The organism is Streptomyces tubercidicus (assembly GCF_027497495.1).
Lineage (GTDB): Bacteria > Actinomycetota > Actinomycetes > Streptomycetales > Streptomycetaceae > Streptomyces > Streptomyces tubercidicus.
Map to the genome: position 1 here is coordinate 1,172,661 of NZ_CP114205.1, position 20,181 is coordinate 1,192,841.

Consider the following 20,181-nt stretch of genomic DNA (forward strand, 5'->3'; position numbering starts at 1 on the left):
ACGCGGCGGCGTCCCCACGTGCGCTGCGGTGTCGATCTGGGGCAGCCCTTGGCCGGTCTCCCAGTCGATGTCCGGGGCCTGGGCGAACTCAGGTTCGACAGTGGCGGGGGCAGGGACCTCGATGACACGCGGTTGTAGCCGTAGACGGCCACCTCGTAGCCGACTTGACGCCGAATGGTGCAGAAGGGGCTGTTCTCGATCTTCCATTCCTCGCTGCGGTCGGGGTCCTTCACGGCGTGAGAGGCACGCGCACGATGCGGTCGGTAACCGGGGCAGGCGCTTCGGGCTTGGCGGTTGACGTCATCCTCGGTGGCCCGGGTACCTCGTGCGTCTCAACGTCGGCGGGTACTTCCAGCACCCACGAGGTGGGGGTCGGGTCCGCCACGTTGTAGTGATTCACCGTGGTCGTGTACTGCGCGGGCAGGAAGCGCCGCTCCGTCCTGTCGGTCACCGAGGCGGGCGGAGCATCCAGCCCCCACACCGCCACGCCGCTATGGGCTCCGGTACCCCGGTCGTCCCACAGTTGCGGAGTGATCCCCGCCCCGCGGGCGTAGACGTGGCTCGCGTACTCCTGCTTCACACCGGGGCCGTCGTAGCCCCGGTGGCACCAGTAGGTTCGGGGCGGCGGCTGGGTCACGACGCTGACCACCTGCTCTGGTCAGGCTCGGCCGACTCAAACGTCGGCAGCGGTCCGTCGTCTTCGACAGCGCGGCGGACAGCCCTTAGGCCTGAACCTCGCCGTCCGGCGCGGGAGCGAACCCTTCCGCTGCCGGTCCCCACGCACAAAGCGCTCACGGCATTCAAGGCGATCCAGGCAGCGGAGAAACTCGCCGCCGGTCCTGCCTACAACAAGGTTCGGAGAAGCTCAGCGAGCTGCTCGGCTGACCATGATCATTACGATGCGAGAAGTTGTGAGAGGCAGGCCCAGAAAACGATCAAGGGCCCTGCTTCACTCTCGTGAAACAAGACCCTGACCTGCGACAATGGAGAAAACTCCAGTCGGGACGACAGGATTTGAACCTGCGACCCCTTGACCCCCAGTCAAGTGCGCTACCAAGCTGCGCCACGTCCCGGTGCCGGTCCGGCCGGAGTGTTCCGGCTGACCGCGCACCAGAACAATACCGCATGTCAGAGGGTGGGGGCTGCCACTTTCCCACCTCACGGCGGGGCGAGTGGGGCGAGATGAGTACCTGTACTCATGCGCCGGGGTCACCGTGCCGCCACGCTACGCGCATGACTACTCCATCGATTCAGCGGCCGACGACCACGGCCTTCTTCGTGCAGGCCGCGATCGCCTTCGGGCTGTCGCTGGTGGCACTGGTGATCGGGATCATCAAGCTGCCCGTGGGGCCGTGGGAGCGCGGGTTTCTCGCCCTCGGCCTGATCTTCGTGGTGTCCTCGGCGTTCACGCTGGCGAAGTGCGTCCGTGACCGTCAGGAGGTCGAGGAGGTGACGAACCGGGTGGACAAGGCCCGGATCGACAAGCTCCTCATCGAGCAGGACGTGTTCCACCCCGGGCAGGTCTGACCCGCCCACCCGGACGGCCGCGGGCCGCGGATCTCCCGGCCCGCGGGCGGAGGCTTGACCTCAAGCGCGCTTGAGGTTGCAGGCTCTGTCATATGACGCAGCTGACGACGGAAACGACAGCGAACCTGACGACAGTGCCCACGGCGGGGGCCCCGTCGGCACCCACCGGGCACGGCGGCCGCATCGGGTTCGCCGAACTGCCGGGCCTGATGGGCCTGATGACGGGCGATGAGAAGCACGGACCGGCCGCCACCTCCACGCTCGACGCCCTCTGGGTGCTCTACGACCGAGTGCTGCGGGTCTCCCCCGACACCGCCTCGGACCCGGGACGGGACCGCTTTCTGCTCTCCAAAGGGCACGGCCCGATGGCGTACTACGCGGTGCTGGCCGCCAAGGGCTTCTTCCCCGTTGCCTGGCTGCCGGGCTTCGGCTCGTACGACTCGCCGCTCGGCCACCACCCCGACCGGCTGCTGGTGCCCGGCGCCGAGATCGGCAGCGGATCGCTCGGCCACGGGCTGCCGCTGGCCGTCGGCACCGCCCTCGGCCTGCGGGCGCAGGGCCGCCCGGAACCGGCCGTATGGGTACTGATCGGCGACGCCGAACTGGACGAGGGCAGCAATCACGAAGCCCTGGCCTACGCGGCCGCCGCGGGCCTGGACCGGCTGCACACCCTGGTCATCGACAACTCCTCCGCCACCCACGGCTGGCGCGGCGGGATCGCCTCCCGTTTCGAGACGGCTGGGTGGTCCGCGGTCACCGTGGACGGCCGCGACCACGAGGCGCTGGAAGCGGCCTTCGGCGCGCCGCACCCGGGTCGTCCCCATGCGGTGGTCGCCCGGGTCGAGCCCAAGGACGCCTGAGCGCTCCGCCCCGTCTCCCCATTTACGACCAGGTTTACGACCAGGACTTCGAGAGGTTTCAGTGGACGTTTCAGTGGACATTTCAGCGGACGTTTCAGTGATGGACACCATGCGGGAGCGCTTCGCCTCGGTCACTTCGCAACTGTTGGAGGAGGACCCGCGGCTGGCGCTGGTGCTCGCCGACATCGGGGCAGCCGGCTTCACCGAGGCGGCAGAACGGCATCCGGACCGGGTGGTGAATGTCGGTATCCGGGAGCAGTTGCTGATCGGAGTGGGCGGCGGGATGGCACTCACCGGGCTCCGCCCGATCATGCACACCTTTGCCAGCTTTCTCGTGGAGCGCCCCTTCGAGCAGGTCAAGCTGGACCTCGGCCACCAGGGCGTGGGCGGGGTACTGGTGAGCGCCGGGGCCTCCTATGACTGGCCCAGCGGCGGCTTCACCCATATGGCACCCGGTGATGTCGCGCTGCTGGACACCCTCGACGGCTGGACCGTGCATGTCCCCGGGCACCCGGACGAGGCGGAGACCCTGCTGCGGCACGCCGCCGCGGCCGGTGACGACAAGGTGTACGTCCGGCTGTCCCTACAGGCCAACGCCGCGCCCCGGCCGGTGGACGGGACCGGCTTCCACACCGTGCGGGAGGGCCGCGACGGGGTGGTGATCGCCGTCGGCCCGATGCTGGACCCTGTGCTCGCCGCGACCGAGGGGCTGCCGGTGACCGTGCTCTACGCGACAACCGTGCGGCCCTTCGACGCCGCCACACTGCGCGCCGCGGCCGGGGCCGCCGGCACCTCGGATGTGGTGATTGTGGAGCCCTATCTTGCGGGGACCTCGACGCGCCTGGCGGCCGAGGCGCTGGAGGACCGGCCGCACCGGCTGCTGGGGCTCGGCGTCGGCCGCCGGGAACTGCGCCGCTACGGGCAGCTCGACGAGCACCTGACGGCACACGGCCTCGACCCGCGGAGCCTGCGGGAGCGGATCACCGGGTTTGTGTCCGCGCGGCCCTGACCTGGAGCGCGGCCGCGCGGCACGGCTGCGGCCGGCTCAGATGTGCTTGTCGAGCCAGGCCAGCAGATCGTCCTTGACCTCCTCGCGATTCGTCTCGTTGAGGATCTCGTGACGGGCGTCCGGATACGCCTTCCACGTCAGATCGCGGGTGCCCACGTAGCGGAAGTCCTCCAGGAGTTCATGGACCAGGGTCATCCTCTGGTGGCAGGGGTCCATGTCCCCCACGGCGACATGGACGGGCAGCCCGCGCGGCATACGGGCGAGGTTCCGCGGGTCGTTGATCTTGCGGATGGCGCGTACCCAGTCGACGGCGAGACCGGCGCAGAAGGGGAAGCCGCAGTCCTCGTCGGCGACATAGGCATCCACCTCGGCGGCGTCGCGGGAGAGCCATTCGTACCCGGTGCGGTGGGTGAAGGCGTCGTTGAAGGAGCTGAAAGTGCGGGGGATGAAGGCGGAGAGCGCGCTGCGGCCGTACTCGGCGATCTCCTCCTCCAGTCCGGCGACGGCACCGTCGATGTCCAGGCCGGGCAGGGTGCGGAAGGTGCCGGTGAGGATCAGCCCGGCGAGGTCGGCGCCGTACTCCTGGGCGTAGTCGCGGGCCAGCATCGCGCCCATGCTGTGGCCGAGCAGCACCAGCGGGATACCGGGGTGGGCGGCGGCCGCGTGGTTGCCGATGCCCTTGAGGTCGCTGACGATCGCCCGCCAGGCGTCCTCGCCGACCACCCCGCGGCCGCCGGTGGAGGCGGCGGTGGCGCCGTGGCCGCGGTGGTCGGAGGCGAGGACGGCATAGCCGTAGCCGGTCAGAAAGCGTGCGAAGCGGTCGTAGCGCCGGCCGTGTTCCGCGGCGCCGTGGGCGATCTGGACGAGGGCACGCGGGTGGCCGGACTCCGGGAGCCAGGTATAGGTGGCGATACGGGCGCCGTCCGGGGCCTGGTGGAAGTCCTGCTGCATGGCCTGCATGGCGTCGTCTCCTGACTGCCGGGGGCGGTGGCTGACGAGTCGTCGCCGCCCACTCTTCCGCGCCGCGCGACGGTACGCCAAGGGGCGCGCGTGGCGGAGGTGGCCTACGAGGTGCGGCGTCACCGGCTTCGAGCAGCGAGAGCCGTCCGGCCCCGGCTCGGCTGCCGTCACGACGGGGTGGGGAGGCGTGGGGTGGCGTGGTTCCGGGAGCCTCCGGGGGTGCCGGGGCCGTTGTGGCACAAGGGGTGGTGCGGGAGTGCTTCGTGCTTCAACTCCTCTTCTCTGCGCACCCAGTTGATGTTTCGTGCGCCCCGCAGTAGGTATGCCAACGGGTATTGCACGGGGTAAGTGAAAGATCACTTTCCGGAACATTCACTGCCGACGGCGCCGCCGGTGCCGTCCCAAGGCGGGGTGCAACCAGCGCGGGAAGATCGCGAAGGAGGGGCTCGTCTTGCATCGCTATTTCACGGACCAGAGACATGAGGCACTCCGGCAACGGGTGCGGAACTTCGCCGAGAGCGAGGTCCGCCCCCGGATTGCCGAGATGGAGGCGAACCGGTCCGTATGCCATGACCTGTCTCGTCTGATCGCGCGTCAGGGATGGATAGGCGCGACCGTGCACCGCGCCTACGGAGGTATGGGCGCCGGGCATGTCGCCAAGACCCTCATCATCGAGGAGCTGTCGCGGGTGAGTGCCGCGATGGGCGCCATGGTGCAGGCGTCCCAGCTGGGCGTCGCGAAGATCGTCCACTTCGGCAGCGAGGAGCAGAAGAAGACCTGGCTCCCGGCCATAGCCTCCGGCGACTGCCTGCCGACCATCGCCGTCACCGAACCGGAGTCCGGCGGCCATGTGCTGGGCATGTCCTCCAGCGCGGTCCGCGACGGCGACGACTATGTCCTCAACGGCCGGAAGACCTACGTCGGCAACAGCCATGTCGGCGATCTGCACGGCGTCGTGGTCCGCACCGGTGAGGGCTCCAAGGGCCTCTCGGCGTTCCTCGTGGAGTCCGACACCCCCGGCTTCCGGGTCGGGCCGCAGCAGCCCGCGATGGGCCTGCACGGCTTCAGCTTCGGCGAGCTGTTCTTCGACAACTGCCGGGTCCCGGCGGCGAATCTGCTGGGCCGGGAGGGCGACGGCCTGTCGGTCGCGTACTCCTCCAGCGTGCTGTACGGACGGCCCAATCTGACCGCCGTGTCACTGGGCATCCATCAGGCGGTGCTGGACGAGACGACGAGGTTCTGCACGGAGCGGCAGCGCTACGGCAAACCGCTGGCCGACCTGGGCAACATCAAGCTGAAGCTCGGCCGCATCCAGTCGCGGCTGCTGCTGGCCCGGCTGTCCGCGTATCACGCGGTGCATCTGCTGGACCAAGGGCTGCCGTGCGATGCGGAGCTGATGAACGCCAAGCTGGTCAACGTGGAATCGGCGCTGGAGTCGGCGCGCGACGCGATGGACATCCACGCCGCGTGCGGGCTGTTCACCGACCGGCCGGTGGAACGTTTCCTGCGCGATGCGCACCACATCTTCGCGCCGGCCGGCACCTCCGACATCCAGCTGCTGCGCCTGGGCGAACTGGCCCTGGGCCGCGCACAGGGCGAATGGTCCAGCCGGCTCGCTGATCTGCTGCGGCTGGAGCCCTCGGAGTGGCCCGAGGAGGACGAGGTCCCCTGTGAGGCCCCCGCGGACCCGCCCGCCGCGGTGCGGGCCGAGGACACCACGCCCACGGTGCCGGGCCAGCGCACCGGACCGGTACGCCGGCACTCCTGGTTGGCCCGGCCGAGCTGAGCGGCGGGTCCTGGGCCGGGCCACGGCGGTCCGGCCCGGGACCTGTGCCGCGGCCCCGGCCCGGCGGCCCGGCGCGAAGGCCGTCCGCCGGCACCGGGGCCGGGGCCGGGGCTGGAAATCGGGGTGAAACCAGGGGCGGAAGTAGGGGCGGAAGTAGAGGTAGACGCCGAAGCCGCTCTCAGGGCGCGTCGCTCTGCTGCTTCTCCATCTGGTGGATCTGCTCGACGAGTTCGGCGGCCATCGACTTGATGGTCTCCAGCCCCTCCCTCCCCCAGGGCCGCGGTTCCAGGTCCACGACACAGACGGTGCCCAGCGCCGTCCCCGTACGGTCGATCAGCGGCGCACCGAGGTAGGAGCGGATACCGATCTCATCGACGACGGGGTTGCCGGCGAACCGCGGATAGTCGCAGACGTCCTCCAGCACCAGGGCCTTGCGGCGGACGATGACATGCGGGCAGTAGCCGTGGTCCCGGTCCATCACCCGGCCCGGCTGGGCGCTGGCGGGCGCCGGGCCCAGCTCGACGGCCTGGTCCTGGGAGGGCGTGTAGAGACCGGCGAAGTACTGCCGCCGCTCGTCGATGAAGTTGACCATCGAGTACGGCGCCCGGGTGGTCCGGGCGAGCTTGCGCGCGAACTCGTCGAACGCGGGCAGCGGGGAGTCGCCGATCCCCAGGGCGCGCAGCCGGGCGACGCGCGCCGGGGCCTCGTCGTCCTGCGGGGTGAGCAGCAGATGGCGCGTCGGGTCGTAGGAGATGTACGGGACGCGGGAGGCAGGGTGGTTCATGGCAGCTCCGGGGTCGCGGCGAGGGCGGGGGTGAGCAGATGCTGGACGAGCGAAACCAGGACTTGGGTGGCGGAGCCGCCCCGGCGGGCGTCGCAGAGCACGACGGGGATGTCCGGGGAGACATCCATGGCGCTGCGGACCTCGTCCGGGTCGTAGCGGTAGGAGCCCTCGAATTCGTTGACGGCGACGATGAACTGGATGCCGCGCCGCTCGAAGAAGTCGACGGCGGCGAAGCACTGGTCCAGGCGCCGGGTGTCGGCGAGGATGACCGCGCCGAGCGCGCCGTTGGACAGTTCGTCCCACATGAACCAGAAGCGCTGCTGCCCCGGCGTCCCGAAGAGGTAGAGGACATGCGCGGGGCTGAGGGTGATCCGGCCGAAGTCCATGGCGACGGTGGTGGTGCTCTTCTCCTCGACACCGGCCAGATCGTCCGTGCCCACACTGATCTGGGTGAGGAGTTCCTCCGTGCTGAGCGGCTCGATCTCGCTCACCGCCCCGACGAAGGTCGTCTTGCCGACCCCGAAGCCACCCGCGACCAGGATCTTGAGCGCGGTGGGGAAGAGGTCGGTCGCGGGGTCCCCCTGGGTACGGGGGTCACAGTCGTTTGCGAAGTCCATTCAGCACCGCCTCCAGCAGGGCACGGTCGGTACGGGACGCGGACCCCGCCGAAACGGCTGCGGGGGCCCGCGCGGTGATCGCCCCGCAGTCGACGAGGTCGGCGAGGAGCACTTTGGTGACCGCGGCGGGCAGCCGTATATGGGCGGCGATCTCGGCGACCGAGACCGGCCCGCCGCACAGCCGCAGCACCTGGGCGTAGTCGGGGCCCTGGCAGGAGACGGGCCGCCGGCCGGTGGCCATCACCATGGTCAGCAGGTCGAAGTGCGCCGTCGGACGGGTCCGGCCGTTGCTGATGGTGTACGGACGGACCAGCCGGCCGGCCGCGTCGTCGTACCACGGCTCCCCGCCCTGCCGTCGCAGACGACGCACGGTCATGGTCAACGACCGCCCGCGGGCGCCTGCTGGCGTGCGGGGGTGGACAGATACGGTCGGACGCTCTTGACCAGCATCGACATCTCGTAGCCCAGTACCGCCACATCGGCTTCACGGCCGGCGAGCACGGCCAGACAGGCACCCGATCCGGCGGTGGAGACGAACAGGAAGGTGGACTCCAGCTCGACGACGACCTGGAGCACCTCGTCGCCCTCCCCGAAGCGCACACCGGCGCTGCGGGCGAGGGAGTAGAGGCCGGAGGACAGGGCCGCCATGTGGTCGGCGCTGTCCGGGTCGAAACCATGGGCAGCCTTGACCAGGCCGTCCGATGACAGCAGGAGCGCACTGCGGGCGTGCGGCACCCGCTGTACGAGCCCGGTCAGCAGCCAGGACAGATCGGTGTGCTGGCCGGTCTGCGACTGCACATGCGCCTGCGTACGCACATCACTCACCATGGTTACGGTCGTCTCCTCGGGGGCGGGCCATCGGGGCGTCATGGTCACGGTCGTAGAGCAGGTCGTTGCCGGTCGGGCCGCTGGTGCCGCCGCCCTGGGCCGGGATGGTGGCGTTGCCGCCTGTGGTGCCCTCGGCGTAGGTGTCGTCGCCGAGGCTGAAGCCGCGCCGGAAGGCGGCCATCAGGCCGGGGTCGTGCTCGGGTTCCGGGCCGGTACGGGGTGTGCTGGACGGCAGGATCGGCTCACCGCGCAGCTCGGGCACGAGATGCGTCTGCTTGCGCCGCCGGGGCAGCCGCGGGCGGGCGGCGTTGTCCACGGCGGGCGGTGCGGGCGGCAGCATGACCGGTCCGGGCCGGTCGGCGGGCGCGGTCCCGGGGGCCGGGGTCTCGTGGCTGTGCGCCTCGGGCAGGTGGATGCCGGGAGTGTGCACGCCGGACGCGCGAACCAGCCGACGCCGGGTGGCGCCGAGGTCGGGGTCGGTGTCCACGGGGGCCGGGGCCGGGTCCATACGGCCGTCATGGCCGTGCGGTGACAGGGCGGGCGCGTGGTCGGGGGCCGGACCCGGGGCGGGGATGGCGAGGGTCCGCGGGAGCGCGGGAGCGGGGTCATGGCGGTCGTGACGCTCCTGGCCGGAGTCGTGGCCGCCGGAGTATCCGCCCGCCTCGTACGTCCCGTGGTCGCTCCCGTCGTACTCGCGTGCCGGGGCGGTGTCCGGTGCTCCGGTGTCCGGCGCGCCCACCGCGTTCGCGTCCCCGTCGGCCGGTTCCGCGCCGAGCAGCGCCTGGGGCACGATCAGCACGGCCTGCACACCACCGTAGATATTGCTCTGCAGCCGGACCACGATGCCGTGCCGGCGGGCGAGCGAGGAGACCACGAAGAGCCCGATCCGGCCGTCGCTCAACAGCTCGGCCACATCGATGTGTTCGGGGTCGGCCAGCAGGCCGTTCATCCGCGACTGCTCGTCCGCGGACATCCCCAGACCGCGGTCCTCCACCTCGACCGCGAGTCCGGCGGTGACGAGTTGGGCGCGCAGCAGGACCGGGGTCTGCGGGGCGGAGTAGATCGTGGCGTTCTCGACGAGTTCGGCGAGCAGGTGGATGACGTCGGCGACGGCGTGTCCGCGCAGGGTGCCCTCGATCGGCGGCACCAGCTTGATCCTCGGGTACTGCTCGACCTCGGCGATCGAGGAGCGCAGCACCTCGGTCAGGGACACCGGGCGGCTCCACTGGCGGCGCGAGATGGCGCCCCCGAGGACGGCGAGGTTCTCGGCGTGCCGGCGGATGCGGGTGGCCAGGTGGTCGACGTGGAACAGGCCCTTGAGCAGGTCCGGGTCCTCGACCTGGTTCTCCAGCTCGTCCAGCAGCTCGATCTCGCGGTGCACCAGGGACTGCAGCCGGCGGGCGAGGTTCACAAAGACCTCGACCTTCTGTTCGCTGCCGCTGGCGTTGCTGCGGGCGATGGCGACCGCGTCGATGACGGCGGACTCGGCGGCCCGGCCCGCGGCGGCCACTTCATGGGCGAGCAGATCGAGGGTGTCGCCGGTGGGCACCGGTCCCGGGTCGGGCTCGCGGCGCTGGATCCACTCGCCCTGCCGTACGCGGTCCAGGAGGTCGTACAGATCGGACTGGCTGCGGGCGCAGACCTGGCGCAGCCGGGCGTAGCGGGCGACGGTGGCGCGGGCCTCGGCGTTGGCGGCGGCGCCAGCGGTGAGCACGATGACGCAGACCAGGGCGAGCCCGCCGCACAGCACCACCCACTCGCGGCCGGTGATCCGGGCGCCCCCGGCCTGGACGACGAAGGCGGCGACGGCCGTGCAGAGGACGGCGACCAGGAGGCAGGGGACGGCGGCGAGCCGGACCAGCCGGGACCGTATCGCCGAGTCGGCGGCCGACTCGGGGAAGGAGGCACGGCCGTGTCGTCCGCCCTCACGCTCCCGCCGCCGGGCGGCGGCGGGTACGGGGGCGGCCCCCGGGGAACCCTGGGACCCTGGGGATCTCTGACCCTCCTGGGACAGCTGGGTCCCCTGGGGGAATGCGGTAGGCATCGGCGCCCTCCGGATCGGCCGTGGCAGTTCGCGGAGCACGCACGCTAGTTGTTGCCGGGGTGGGGTCCGGAGCCACTTCGGGGTTTCGCTACCCCTCGCCACCTCCCTGAGTGAGCGCCACCCGCACGTCAGTACGACACAATCCGAACTTCCATTCCGTCAGGGAGAGTTGAGGGCTCCGGCGGTGCCTCTTCCGATGGCTCGCGGACGGCGCTCGCGGGCACGACGCACGCCGGGGACGACGCGTGCCGGGGACATCGGTCCGGGCACGGCTACGTCAAAGGGCTGAGAGCCACCCCCTGACCGTCTGCGGCACACCGCTCAGCGGAAGGTGCGCCGGTAGGTATGGGGGCTGACGCCGGTGGTGCGTTTGAAGCGGTCACGGAAGGCCGTCGGGGAACCGAACCCGACTTGGGCGCCGATGCGTTCGACGGAGTGTGTGGTGGTCTCCAGCAGGTGCTGGGCCTGGCGCACCCGGGCACGGTGCAGCCACTGGAGCGGAGTGGTGCCGGTCTGTTCGCGGAAGCGGCGGATCAGGGTGCGGGTGCTCATATCGGCGCGGGCGGCGATATCGGTCAGCGCGAGATCGCGGGCCAAGTTGTCCTGTAGCCAGGAGAGCAGGGGTTCGAGGGCGGATCCGCGGGGCGTGGACGGATGCGGCTGGACGATGAACTGCGCCTGTCCGCCCTCCCGTTCGAGCGGCATGACGGACAGCCGGGCGGCGTCGGCGGCGACCGCGGAGCCGTAGTCGCGGCGGATCAGATGCAGACACAGGTCCAGTCCGGCGGCGGCACCGGCGGAGGTGAGGATCTGCCCGTTGTCGACGTAGAGGACGTCCGGGTCGACGTCGATGTCCGGGTGGGCGGCGGCCAGCAGCTCGGCCGCGATCCAGTGGGTGGTGGCGCGCAGCCCGTCGAGCAGTCCGGCGGCGGCCAGCGAGAAGGTGCCGGTGCAGATGGAGGCGAGGCGGGTGCCGTTGGCGGCGGCCGCGTTCAGCGCGTCGTGGACGGCGGGCGAGAGGGGCGTCGTCGGGTCGGCGGTTCCGGGGACGATGACGGTGTCCGCGCCCGTCAGCCCGTCCAGCCCCCATGGCGCACGCAGCTGGAATGAGCCGGCATCGACCTCCGGCCGCTCGGCGCAGACCCGGACCTGGTAGCCGGGGCGGCCGTCCGGAAGGCGGGTACGGGTGAAGGTCTCGATCGGGGTGGAGAGATCGAAGGGGATCACCTTGTCGAGCGCGAGGACGGCGACGGTATGCATGGCGATAACCTAGCCGATCACCTGAATTCCGCCACAGGGGCAACTGGCGCCTATGGGCAGCTGCCGACCCGATCTTGCGGGCCGTGCACGATTCGCCCTGTTCAACTCCCTCGCCGGGACCGCCTGGCACTATTCCGTCGACAGTTGTCGATAGTGCCACTGGGGCGAGAGGGCGCGGCGGACTAACTTCGCTGGTGATCCCGGCGCCGGGCCGGGCCGAAACCTCCCCGAAGGACTGCCCATGCACGCTCAGATCGTCCTGTTCGACGGCTTCGATCCGCTCGATGTCATCGCCCCCTACGAGGTGCTGTACGCCGGAGGTGCCGCCTCGGGCGGGGCGGTGGAGGTGGAGCTGGTATCCGCCGAGGGGCCGCGCGAAGTGGTCAGCGGTGCCGGAGGTTTGACGCTGCGGGCCACGGCCGCCCTCGATCCGGAACGGGCCGGTCTCATCGTGGTGCCCGGTGCGGCAGGTCGCACCGGAACGCCTGGCGAAGCGCCTGATGAAGGCGCCGGCGGCGGCCGGACTCCGGACGAGTTCCTCTCCGTACTGCTGGGCCGCGCCGTACAGACCGGTCTGCCGGCGCTGCTGAAGGCCGCCATGGACCGCCCGGGGCCGACGGTCGCCACGGTGTGCGGCGGCTCGCTCGTACTGGGTCTCGCCGGTCTGCTGGCGGGGCGCCCTGCCACGACCCACCATCTGGGGCTGGACACGCTGGCCGGGACGGGTGCGCGGGTGATACGGGCCCGGGTGGTCGACGACGGCGACCTGGTCACCAGTGGCGGCGTCACCTCCGGTCTGGACCTCGGCCTCCATCTGCTGGAGCGGGAGCTGGGGCCCAGGGTCGCTCTCGCCGTAGAAGAGCTCTTCGCCTACGAGCGGCGGGGCATCGTCTGGCGCGACCAGGGCCCGGAGCCGCGCCCCCTGTGAACCGCCCCCAGATCGTCCGCCCAGCACTCACCATCGAGGCCCAACTACCGTGACAAAGCTCTTCCTTGCCCTGCACGTCCTGGCCGCCATCCTGGCCGTGGGGCCGGTCACCGTCGCCGCCGGGATGTTCCCCAGGGCGCTGCGCCGCGCTCAGACCGATCCGCAGGACCCCGCGGCCCGCTCCACCCTGCACACCTTGCACCGCATCTGCCGGGTCTACGCGGCCCTCGGCGCCGCCGTGCCCGTCCTGGGCTTCGCCACCGCGAGCAGCCTCGGCGTACTGGGGAGCGGCTGGCTGATCACCTCGATCGTCCTCACCGCCGGCGCCGCCGCGATTCTGGGTCTGCTGGTGCTGCCCGGCCAGGACGCCGCGGTCGGCGCGATCGAGGCCGCGGCGGACGGTCCCAGCCCCTCGTCGGTGCCCGATCAACGCACCGCCCGCCGGCTGACGATGCTCACCGGTGTCTTCAATCTGCTGTGGGCGACCGTCACCATCCTGATGATCATCAGGCCCGGCTCCACCACGGGAGCATGACCATGATGCACGTACGCTCCCTGCGGCCGGCCGCGCATGTGGAACTCGTTTCCCTGCTGATGATGCTGGCCAACCTCGCCACCGCCCACCTCAAGCCCCTCAGTTCCCTGCTGGGCCCCCTCCACGGCTGCGCGTACCTGTTCGTCGTGATCGCGGTGTGGCGCCTGAAGGGCATCGACACCACCGCCAGGGCGCTCGCCGTCATCCCCGGTATCGGCGGGCTCCTCGCGGTGCACCGGATCGGCCGCCAGGGCTCCCGCGCCACGACGCCGCGTCAGGACAGCGGCGTCTGAGGCGTGGCCGGTCGCCGGGTGCGATAGGCGGCGGCGCCCTGCCGGTAGCGCTCCGTTTCCTGGGCGAAGTCGGGGAAGTCGGTGCGGTCGCGGTCCCCCGGCCCGAAGACGCGCTCCAGTGCCGCTGCGCCGTCACCGGCCGCGGCAGCACGCGCCAGCATGGTCCGCTCGTAGGCGGTGACGGCTTCGTCGAGGGTGTCATGGCGGGCGACGGCCAGCGCGAGTTCGCAGCCGTCGAGCATGGCGAAGTTGGCGCCGTTGCCGCCGAAGGGGGTCATCAGGTGGGCGGCGTCCCCGAGGAGGGTGACGCCCGGGGTGTGGGGCCAGGTGTGCGGGGCCGGGAGGACGAACAGCGGCCGGTTGACGTACGGGCCGTCGTTGTCGGTGATCAGGACGAGGAGCCGTTCGTCCCAGCCCGCGAAGGCCCGGAGCAGCGCGGCGCGTACGGCTTCGGTGTCCTCGGGGTCGACACCGGCGGCGCGGGACGGGTCGGCCTCGTCACGGACGGCGATATAGGCGCGCACATGCTGGTTGCTGTTGCGCTGGGCGATCAGGCCCTTGTGGTCGCCGGTGGCGAAGACCTGCCCGTCACCGACGAGTTCGGCGACGGCGGGGTGCGCGGTGTCGACCGCGTCGAAGTGGGCCTCCACGAAGGTCACGCCGGTGTGGACGGGCGTCGCGGCACTGACCAGTGGCCGCACCCGGGACCAGGCGCCGTCCGCACCGATGACGAGGTCGACGTCCCTGGTGACGCCGTTCTCGAAGGTGAGGCGGTGGGTGCCCGCCGGGCCCGGGGCGGCGGAGGTGAGGGTGTGGCCCCACTGGATGGTGCCGGGTGTGAGGGACTGCGCCAGCAGGGTGCGCAGTTGGCCGCGGTCGATCTCCGGGGCGGCGTCCTCCGCTCCGACGGGACGGTAATCGACGAGCACCTCGCCGTGGCGGGTGAGCACGCGCTGCGCCTGCCCCTCGGGCCGGGCCAGGGCATGGAAGTCGTCGAGAAGTCCGGCCTCCTCCAGGGCGATCTGTCCGGAGTCGGCGTGCAGGTCCAGGGTGCCGCCCTGGTTGCGGGCGTCCGGGGAGGCGTCCCGGTCGTAGACGGTGACGTCGATGCCGTGGCGCTGGAGGACGCGGGCGCAGGTCAGACCGCCGGGGCCGGCGCCGATGACGGCGATCTGGGGTGCGGGGGTGGTGGGCATGGGTGGCTCCTCTGTGGTTTCGGGTGGGGTGGGGCGCGTGGGTATCCGTCGACCCGCCGAGGGTCCGGCCTGGGGCGTCAACGGGCTTACGGATGCGGCGAGTTCAGGTTCGCGGTGACGTTCGCGGTGGCACCGGAGCCAACCGGTGCCGCGACGCCTCCGCCCTACCCCTCGGCCCATCCAGAAGAGCACACCGATTGAAAAAGTGCAACGAGTCAACTTTTTCAATCGGTCAACAAGAGGGTAGGGTGAAGCCGTGAGTGAGACGACATCGCCCATGGGCCGCCGCGAGCGCAAGAAGGCCGCCACCCGCCAGTCACTGGCCGACGCGGCACTGCGGCTGTTCCTGGAACGCGGCTACGACCAGGTCAGCATCAAGGACATCGCCGAGGCCGCCGATGTCTCCACCACGACCCTCTTCAAGCACTTCCCCGGCAAGGAAGCCCTGGTCTTCGACGCGGACAGCGACCACGAAGCCGCCCTGGTCGCCGCCGTCCGCGAGCGCCCCGACGGCCGTTCCGTCCCCGCCGCCCTGCGGGACCACATCCTGCGCAGCCATCTCGACACCCTCACCGACCCCGCGTTCGCCCGGTTCAGACAGCTCGTCATGAACACACCGGCGCTCCGCGACTACGGCCACCGCATGTGGATGCGGCACGAAACCGCTCTCGCCCAGGCCATCGCCGCCGACAGCGGCGCCCCCGAGGACGACCCGTCCTGCACCGCACTCGCACACTTCGCCCTCGAAGCACTCACCCTCGCCCGGCACCAGGCCGACCCCCGCGCAGCCCTCAACGCGGCCTTCGACCTCCTGGAACGCGGCTGGCACCCACCCGCCCGGCGCGCCGCCAGGAAATCGGAGCGGGGCGCCGCCCGGGACTCGGAGCGCGCCGCCGAATAAGCGTCAGACGGCAGGCCCGGCGGGCTCCTGGCCGGGACCGGCGGACTCTGAGCCGAGGCCGGCGGGCTCCCGGCCGAGAAACGCCGCGACGGTCCGGGTGAAGCGGCGCGGGTCGTCGAGCCAGGGGTAGTGACCGGCGCCCGGCTGAACGACCAGTTCGGCTCCGGGGATCAGCTTCGCGATCTCCGCGGCGATACGGGGAAGCGGGCCGCTGTCCAGTTCGCCGGCGAGCAGCAGGACCCGTGCGTCCAGGGCCGCGACGGCGGCGCGCGCCTCGTCGGGGGCGAAGGCACCACAGGACGCGTAGCTGTCCGCGGCCTCGTCGTTGGTTTGTGCCACCTCGGCCGCGGCGTGCGCCTGCGCTGCCGCGTCCCAACGGCCGTAGGGAGGGCTTCGACATCGGCGATCTGCCGGTCGCAGCCCCATGCGGGCCTCCGGCTACCTCGGCGATCTCGGCGGGCCGTACGAGCTCACCGGTCCGCGGCGAGCCCCACATCGGTGGCGGACACCGCCGGCGGCCAGGCGGGCCAGCCATGGACGGGTGGTACTGCGATCGCCCGCCACCACGGATAGACGGCGACCGGCTCGGCGGGTTCGAAGGGCTCGCCCGGTCTGGGGTGGGCCGTGCTGACGCCGGACTTGCGGCCGGCGGCCAGCGTCCGTTCGGCCGGCTCCGCCCAGGGGTGCGGTGCGAGGTTGAACGTGCCCCAATGGATCGGCAGCAGCACGCCCTGCGGCTCACCGCCCTGGAGGTCCAGGTGGGACCGGACGCCCTCTTCCGGGGTCATGTGGATGTCCGGCCAGAAGTCGGAGTACGCGCCGATCTGGATCATCGTGGCATCGAACGGGCCGTGTGCGGCGGCGATTTCCGCGAAGCCGGAGAAGTAGCCGGTGTCGCCGCTGTGGTAGATCCGGTGCTCGGGCCCCGCGACCACCCAGGAGGCCCAGAGGGTGTGCTGCGGGCCCCGCAGCCCGCGACCGCAGAAGTGCTGGGCGGGGGTGGCCGTGAGGGTCAGGCCGCCGACGCGGGTGGACTCGTGCCAGTCGAGCTCGGTGATCCGCTCCGCGGGCACACCCCAGAATTCCAGGTCGGCGCCGACGCCGAGCGGGACGACGAAGGCCGCCCCGGTCCCGGCCAGACCCTGGACCGTCTCCATATCGAGATGGTCGTAGTGGTCGTGCGAGATCACCACGGCATCGACCGGGTCCAGCTCGTCCAGTGCGAGCGGTACCGGGTGCAGCCGCTGGGGACCGGCCCAAGTGAACGGCGAACAGCGCTCGCCCCAGACCGGATCGAAGAGCACCCGCTGCCCGTCTATCTCTGCCAGCACGCTCGAATGGCCCATCCAGGTGAGCCGCAGCCCGGAAGCGGGCGGCCGGCCCCAGTCCGCTGCGGTCGGACGGTACACCGGGATCCGGCCGACCGGCGCCCGGCGCAGCCGGCCCTCCCGGCTCAGCTGGGTACGGGCCATCGGCAGCGCGGAGCCGTGCAGCAGCTGCCTGGTCGGCACGGGATTGCGGAACTGGCCGTCCACGAACTGGGGCGACCTGCGCATCCTGGCCAGCCGCTCCCCGGTGGGTGCGATACCGAAGCTCGCGGGCCGCAGCGCGGACAGCAGCGTGCGGCGGGTTCGGGAACCGGTCACGGCACCTCCATGGTCAGGGCAGTCGCGAAGTGAACGGGCCGCATGGGCGGTGGGTTCCGGCACACCGCGCCACTCGGCGCCGCCGTACGGTTTCCGCACCACGACACCCGGACTCAACACCATCACCCGCAGACTGAAACCGCGCGACCGGCCGTCGCATTCCTGGCGGGCGGTGTGTCCTTTCCCGGGCCTGCCGGGGGTGCCTTTCGGCCCGGCCACCGGGACGGGTCCATTGCGGTGACGGGTGGGGGCATGGCGGGAGCGGGCGTGCCGGGGGCCGGGGACGGGAACCGGCGGTGGGGCGTGGCCCGTACGGTCGCCTGTCCCCTCGCCTCGGCCGCTTCGGACCCGCGCCCCGCCCCGGAGGATCACCGCTGCCGTCCGAACTCCATCACCACATGATCCTCAACTGGCCGGTAGCCGAGCCGCCCATAGAGGGCATTGCTGGTGGGGTTGCCGAGGTCCGTGAAGAGCACCAGCTCCGGCCCGCCGGCGTCCCGGGCGGCACGGGAGAGGGCGGCGGTCACCGCCCCCGCGTAGCCGCGTCCGCGCAGCTCGGGCGGGGTGTAGACGGGGGTGATACGGGTCATGCCGGAGAGCGTGGGGGTGCGGCCGGCCAGCGAAACCGGACGGCTCGCGGTCTCCCAGAGCAGGCAGCGCCCGCCCGCGATCCGCTCGTCGACCGCACGTGTACGGGACGCCGAGCCGCCGGTCTCCGCGGCGAAGGCGGTGAACCAGTCGAGCAGGAGTCCCCGGTCGGCGGTCGTGGCGGTCCGGGCCCTACCAGGCGGCGCGGGCGCCGGTGGGGTCAGTTCGCCCAGCCGGTAGAGGCGATGGCGCCCCGTGACGGTCACCGGGCCGCCGTGCCGCCGCTGCCAGGCGCCCGCGGCCGCCTCCACCGCCGCCCGACGCCCGTTCACCCCCGGAATCCCGAGCCCTTCGGCCGTCAATGCCGCCATCAGCGCGGCCGCCGCCTCGTCCGGCATCGGCGAGAGCAGCACCGGACGCGGCGGCGTCCACACGAACGCGGCCCCGACATCGGCCCGCCCGTCCGGCCCGTCCGACCCGTCACGTGCATCCGGCCGCCACCACCCGAACAGCGGCGCATCATCCCCGTACGCATCGGTGCCGATCGACCGCAGAGCGGCGGTCACCGACAGCAGCACCGTATGCACGGTCGGCCGGGCCCGCAGGAACGCGCCTGCGGCCCTGTCATATACCGCGAGGTCGCGGGTTGTTGTCCACGTCATGCCCCACCCTCCGCCGAGCCGCCCGTCGGCCGCACCCCCTTTTCCCGGGGCGCAGTGGCGACATCAGATCGCTTCGATGGCCACGGGCGGGCTGGGCAGAGCCGGGTGGCGGGGCAGGAAGACGGTGCGCAGGGCGATCTGCGGGGCGACGAGACGGGTGGGGGGCGCGGTGAGGCTCAAGACGTCCCGGAAGGCCGCGCCGACGACCGGGTCGATGGCGGCGCGGGCGGCCAGCCGGTCGAGGTACCACGAGGACAGCCGCTCCCCGAGGCCCGCCGTGGCGTCGTCGGGGCTCGCGTACGGGCGGTCCGCGCCGACCGCGGTGAGCCAGGCGGGCTCCACGGTGCGGGCCACCGCCCGCTGCGCCTCGGCGGTGACCCCGGGGCGCAGACCGCCGCCGGCCGCGAGCGTGCCGCTCACGGCCAGCGCGCCCAGGGCGGCGACCGACATGCCCTGCCCGTAGATGGGGTTGAAGGTGCAGGCGGCGTCCCCCAGGACGAGGAGCCCTTCGGGCAGGGCACCGGGCCGTTCGAAGTGCCGGCGGCGGTTGCGGGTGTCTCGGAAGGCGTGCACCGGCGACTGCGGTTCGGCCTGGGCGAGCAGTTCATGGATGTACGGGTCGCCGACGGTGGCGCTGAAGGCGGTGAACTCCGCGGCGTCCGTGGGCGGGTGGTCCCCGCGCACCCCGGAGAGGATCGCCAGCCAATTGCCGTCCTCGACGGGGACATACGCCGCACCGCGCGGGCACTCGGGCCAGCCCGGGATGGTGACCCCCGCGTCCGGTGCCGTATCGGGGTCCTTGGGGCGGTACATCCGGGTGGCGTAGGCGAGCCCCGCGTCCACGGACTCCTCCTGCGGTGCGGACCGGCCCAGTTCGGCGAACCACTGCGGGGCGCGGGAACCGCGGCCGGAGGCGTCCACGACGAGCCCGGCCGACAGCTCCCGCTCGGAGCGCCCGCCCCGCGCACCGTCCCGGGACCGCACCCGGACCCCGGTCACCTGCCCGGCGTCCCCGGTCAGCCCGGTGGCCTCGGTCGCTTCGAGAACCTCGACCCGGGTGGCCGACTCTGCCGCCGCCCGCAGCGCGCGCTCGCGTACGACGGAGTCCAGCACCGGCCGGGTGACGCTGAGGCTGCGATGACGGCGCTCGTCGAAGCGGCGCTGCCAGCCGGTGGGGGTACGGGTGAGCAGATCGCGCGACAGATACAGGCCGCGGGCGCCCGCTTCGCCGAGCGCGGCGACCGTGCCGGGCAGCAGCTCCTCCATGGCGAGGCTGCCACCGCTCAACAGGACGTGCAGATGGCGGGCCTGCGGGACGCCCTTGCGGAAGGCGCGCCCCTCCGGATAGCGGTCGCGCTCGACGACGGTGACCGTCTCGACGTGCCCGAGCAGGGCGGTGACGGCCAGCATCCCGGCGAGGCCGCCACCGATCACGATCGCGCCGCGCCCGCCATTGGAGTGCTCTGTCACCCTTGCCTCGCTCCCCCGACGGCGTGGTACGGCCGCCGTACGGCCCACTCGTTTCTCTCCCCGGACCGGCCAGCCCGGGGAGCACCTGGGCACCGTCCGCAGAACCTGATGATCGTTGGCGACAGCCTTCAGGGCGCCCAGCAGCCGCGTCAACGGCCCTTTCCGCCAATGTTCCTGGTGCCCTCGGCCGTTCTCGCCGTCATCCTGCGTCGCCCGTTCACCCTTGGCCACAGAACACCGGCCGGGCTCCGTGCGTGCCCTCCCCTTCCCGTGTCACCGCCATCCCT

At 71.9% G+C, this 20,181-nt stretch carries 21 protein-coding genes and 1 tRNA gene; 8 read left to right on the forward strand and 14 right to left on the reverse strand.

Features of this window, described 5'->3' with window-relative positions; translation table 11 throughout:
• Window positions 1-229 precede the first annotated feature (229 nt).
• Both STRTU_RS04950 and STRTU_RS04955 read right to left on the reverse strand, forming a co-directional pair.
• Window positions 230-637, reverse strand: a complete 408-nt coding sequence (locus STRTU_RS04950; protein WP_159742417.1) for a hypothetical protein — start codon at window positions 635-637, stop codon at window positions 230-232.
• A 362-nt stretch (window positions 638-999) separates the two neighbouring features.
• A tRNA-Pro gene (locus STRTU_RS04955) sits at window positions 1,000-1,073 on the reverse strand.
• A 160-nt stretch (window positions 1,074-1,233) separates the two neighbouring features.
• Between STRTU_RS04955 and STRTU_RS04960 the strand changes: the two genes are divergently transcribed.
• The 3 genes from STRTU_RS04960 (at window position 1,234) to STRTU_RS04970 (ending at window position 3,396) form a co-directional block, all read left to right on the forward strand.
• Window positions 1,234-1,527, forward strand: coding sequence for a YiaA/YiaB family inner membrane protein (locus STRTU_RS04960; protein WP_159742418.1), 294 nt, complete (start codon window positions 1,234-1,236; stop codon window positions 1,525-1,527).
• Between the two features lie 209 nt (window positions 1,528-1,736).
• Window positions 1,737-2,387, forward strand: coding sequence for a thiamine pyrophosphate-dependent enzyme (locus STRTU_RS04965; protein ID WP_246241308.1), 651 nt, complete (start codon window positions 1,737-1,739; stop codon window positions 2,385-2,387).
• Window positions 2,388-2,487: 100 nt separating this feature from the next.
• On the forward strand, window positions 2,488-3,396 hold the full coding sequence (locus STRTU_RS04970) for a transketolase family protein (protein WP_159742420.1): 909 nt from the start codon (window positions 2,488-2,490) through the stop codon (window positions 3,394-3,396).
• Window positions 3,397-3,432: 36 nt separating this feature from the next.
• Here STRTU_RS04970 and STRTU_RS04975 read toward each other — a convergent pair whose 3' ends face one another.
• Entirely contained in the window at window positions 3,433-4,356 is a 924-nt protein-coding gene (locus STRTU_RS04975; protein ID WP_159742421.1) for an alpha/beta fold hydrolase, read from the reverse strand.
• A gap of 451 nt (window positions 4,357-4,807) precedes the next feature.
• On the opposite strand from STRTU_RS04975, the gene STRTU_RS04980 reads away from it, so the two are divergent.
• On the forward strand, window positions 4,808-6,142 hold the full coding sequence (locus STRTU_RS04980) for an acyl-CoA dehydrogenase family protein (RefSeq protein WP_159742422.1): 1,335 nt from the start codon (window positions 4,808-4,810) through the stop codon (window positions 6,140-6,142).
• A 178-nt stretch (window positions 6,143-6,320) separates the two neighbouring features.
• On the opposite strand, the gene STRTU_RS04985 is transcribed toward STRTU_RS04980, so the two are convergent.
• From STRTU_RS04985 to STRTU_RS05010, 6 genes are all read right to left on the reverse strand, one after another.
• Window positions 6,321-6,926 carry a GAF domain-containing protein gene (locus STRTU_RS04985; RefSeq protein WP_174878805.1) on the reverse strand — a complete coding sequence of 202 codons (606 nt, stop codon included), beginning with the start codon at window positions 6,924-6,926 and terminating at the stop codon, window positions 6,321-6,323.
• Window positions 6,923-7,543 carry a GTP-binding protein gene (locus STRTU_RS04990; RefSeq protein ID WP_159742423.1) on the reverse strand — a complete coding sequence of 207 codons (621 nt, stop codon included), beginning with the start codon at window positions 7,541-7,543 and terminating at the stop codon, window positions 6,923-6,925. The genes STRTU_RS04985 and STRTU_RS04990 overlap by 4 nt, the downstream gene beginning before the upstream one ends.
• Window positions 7,521-7,919, reverse strand: coding sequence for a DUF742 domain-containing protein (locus tag STRTU_RS04995; protein WP_159742424.1), 399 nt, complete (start codon window positions 7,917-7,919; stop codon window positions 7,521-7,523). The genes STRTU_RS04990 and STRTU_RS04995 overlap by 23 nt, the downstream gene beginning before the upstream one ends.
• A 2-nt stretch (window positions 7,920-7,921) precedes the next feature.
• The gene (locus STRTU_RS05000; protein ID WP_159742425.1) at window positions 7,922-8,371 is read right to left on the reverse strand and encodes a roadblock/LC7 domain-containing protein; all 450 of its coding nucleotides are present in this window, start codon (window positions 8,369-8,371) and stop codon (window positions 7,922-7,924) included.
• Window positions 8,361-10,415 carry a sensor histidine kinase gene (locus tag STRTU_RS05005; RefSeq protein ID WP_246240126.1) on the reverse strand — a complete coding sequence of 685 codons (2,055 nt, stop codon included), beginning with the start codon at window positions 10,413-10,415 and terminating at the stop codon, window positions 8,361-8,363. The genes STRTU_RS05000 and STRTU_RS05005 overlap by 11 nt, the downstream gene beginning before the upstream one ends.
• Before the next feature lie 321 nt (window positions 10,416-10,736).
• Window positions 10,737-11,675: a GlxA family transcriptional regulator gene (locus tag STRTU_RS05010; protein WP_159742426.1), complete on the reverse strand. Its 939-nt coding sequence runs from the start codon at window positions 11,673-11,675 to the stop codon at window positions 10,737-10,739.
• A gap of 241 nt (window positions 11,676-11,916) precedes the next feature.
• Between STRTU_RS05010 and STRTU_RS05015 the strand changes: the two genes are divergently transcribed.
• Genes STRTU_RS05015 through STRTU_RS05025 form a run of 3 tightly spaced genes read left to right on the forward strand, consistent with a single transcriptional unit; the run spans window position 11,917 to window position 13,431 of the window.
• Complete coding sequence (locus tag STRTU_RS05015) at window positions 11,917-12,603, forward strand: DJ-1/PfpI family protein (RefSeq protein WP_159742427.1); 687 nt, start codon at window positions 11,917-11,919, stop codon at window positions 12,601-12,603.
• 49 nt (window positions 12,604-12,652) lie between these two features.
• Complete coding sequence (locus STRTU_RS05020) at window positions 12,653-13,138, forward strand: DUF2269 family protein (protein WP_159742428.1); 486 nt, start codon at window positions 12,653-12,655, stop codon at window positions 13,136-13,138.
• Complete coding sequence (locus tag STRTU_RS05025) at window positions 13,135-13,431, forward strand: DUF3817 domain-containing protein (protein WP_174878806.1); 297 nt, start codon at window positions 13,135-13,137, stop codon at window positions 13,429-13,431. Before STRTU_RS05020 ends, STRTU_RS05025 begins: the two co-directional genes overlap by 4 nt.
• Here the strand turns inward: STRTU_RS05025 and STRTU_RS05030 are convergent.
• On the reverse strand, window positions 13,413-14,627 hold the full coding sequence (locus tag STRTU_RS05030; RefSeq protein ID WP_159742429.1) for an FAD-dependent oxidoreductase: 1,215 nt from the start codon (window positions 14,625-14,627) through the stop codon (window positions 13,413-13,415). The two genes, STRTU_RS05025 and STRTU_RS05030, sit on opposite strands and share 19 nt — an antisense overlap.
• Window positions 14,628-14,904: 277 nt before the next feature.
• On the opposite strand from STRTU_RS05030, the gene STRTU_RS05035 reads away from it, so the two are divergent.
• Window positions 14,905-15,528 carry a TetR/AcrR family transcriptional regulator gene (locus STRTU_RS05035; RefSeq protein WP_159746701.1) on the forward strand — a complete coding sequence of 208 codons (624 nt, stop codon included), beginning with the start codon at window positions 14,905-14,907 and terminating at the stop codon, window positions 15,526-15,528.
• Between the two features lie 3 nt (window positions 15,529-15,531).
• Here the strand turns inward: STRTU_RS05035 and STRTU_RS05040 are convergent, their stop codons facing one another.
• From STRTU_RS05040 to STRTU_RS05055, 4 genes are all read right to left on the reverse strand, one after another.
• Window positions 15,532-15,954: an alpha/beta fold hydrolase gene (locus STRTU_RS05040; protein WP_167539113.1), complete on the reverse strand. Its 423-nt coding sequence runs from the start codon at window positions 15,952-15,954 to the stop codon at window positions 15,532-15,534.
• Window positions 15,955-15,998: 44 nt separating this feature from the next.
• Window positions 15,999-17,174 carry an MBL fold metallo-hydrolase gene (locus tag STRTU_RS05045; RefSeq protein ID WP_167539114.1) on the reverse strand — a complete coding sequence of 392 codons (1,176 nt, stop codon included), beginning with the start codon at window positions 17,172-17,174 and terminating at the stop codon, window positions 15,999-16,001.
• Between the two features lie 368 nt (window positions 17,175-17,542).
• On the reverse strand, window positions 17,543-18,424 hold the full coding sequence (locus tag STRTU_RS05050; RefSeq protein ID WP_159742430.1) for a GNAT family N-acetyltransferase: 882 nt from the start codon (window positions 18,422-18,424) through the stop codon (window positions 17,543-17,545).
• A 63-nt stretch (window positions 18,425-18,487) separates the two neighbouring features.
• Complete coding sequence (locus tag STRTU_RS05055; RefSeq protein ID WP_159742431.1) at window positions 18,488-19,894, reverse strand: NAD(P)/FAD-dependent oxidoreductase; 1,407 nt, start codon at window positions 19,892-19,894, stop codon at window positions 18,488-18,490.
• Window positions 19,895-20,181 lie beyond the last annotated feature (287 nt).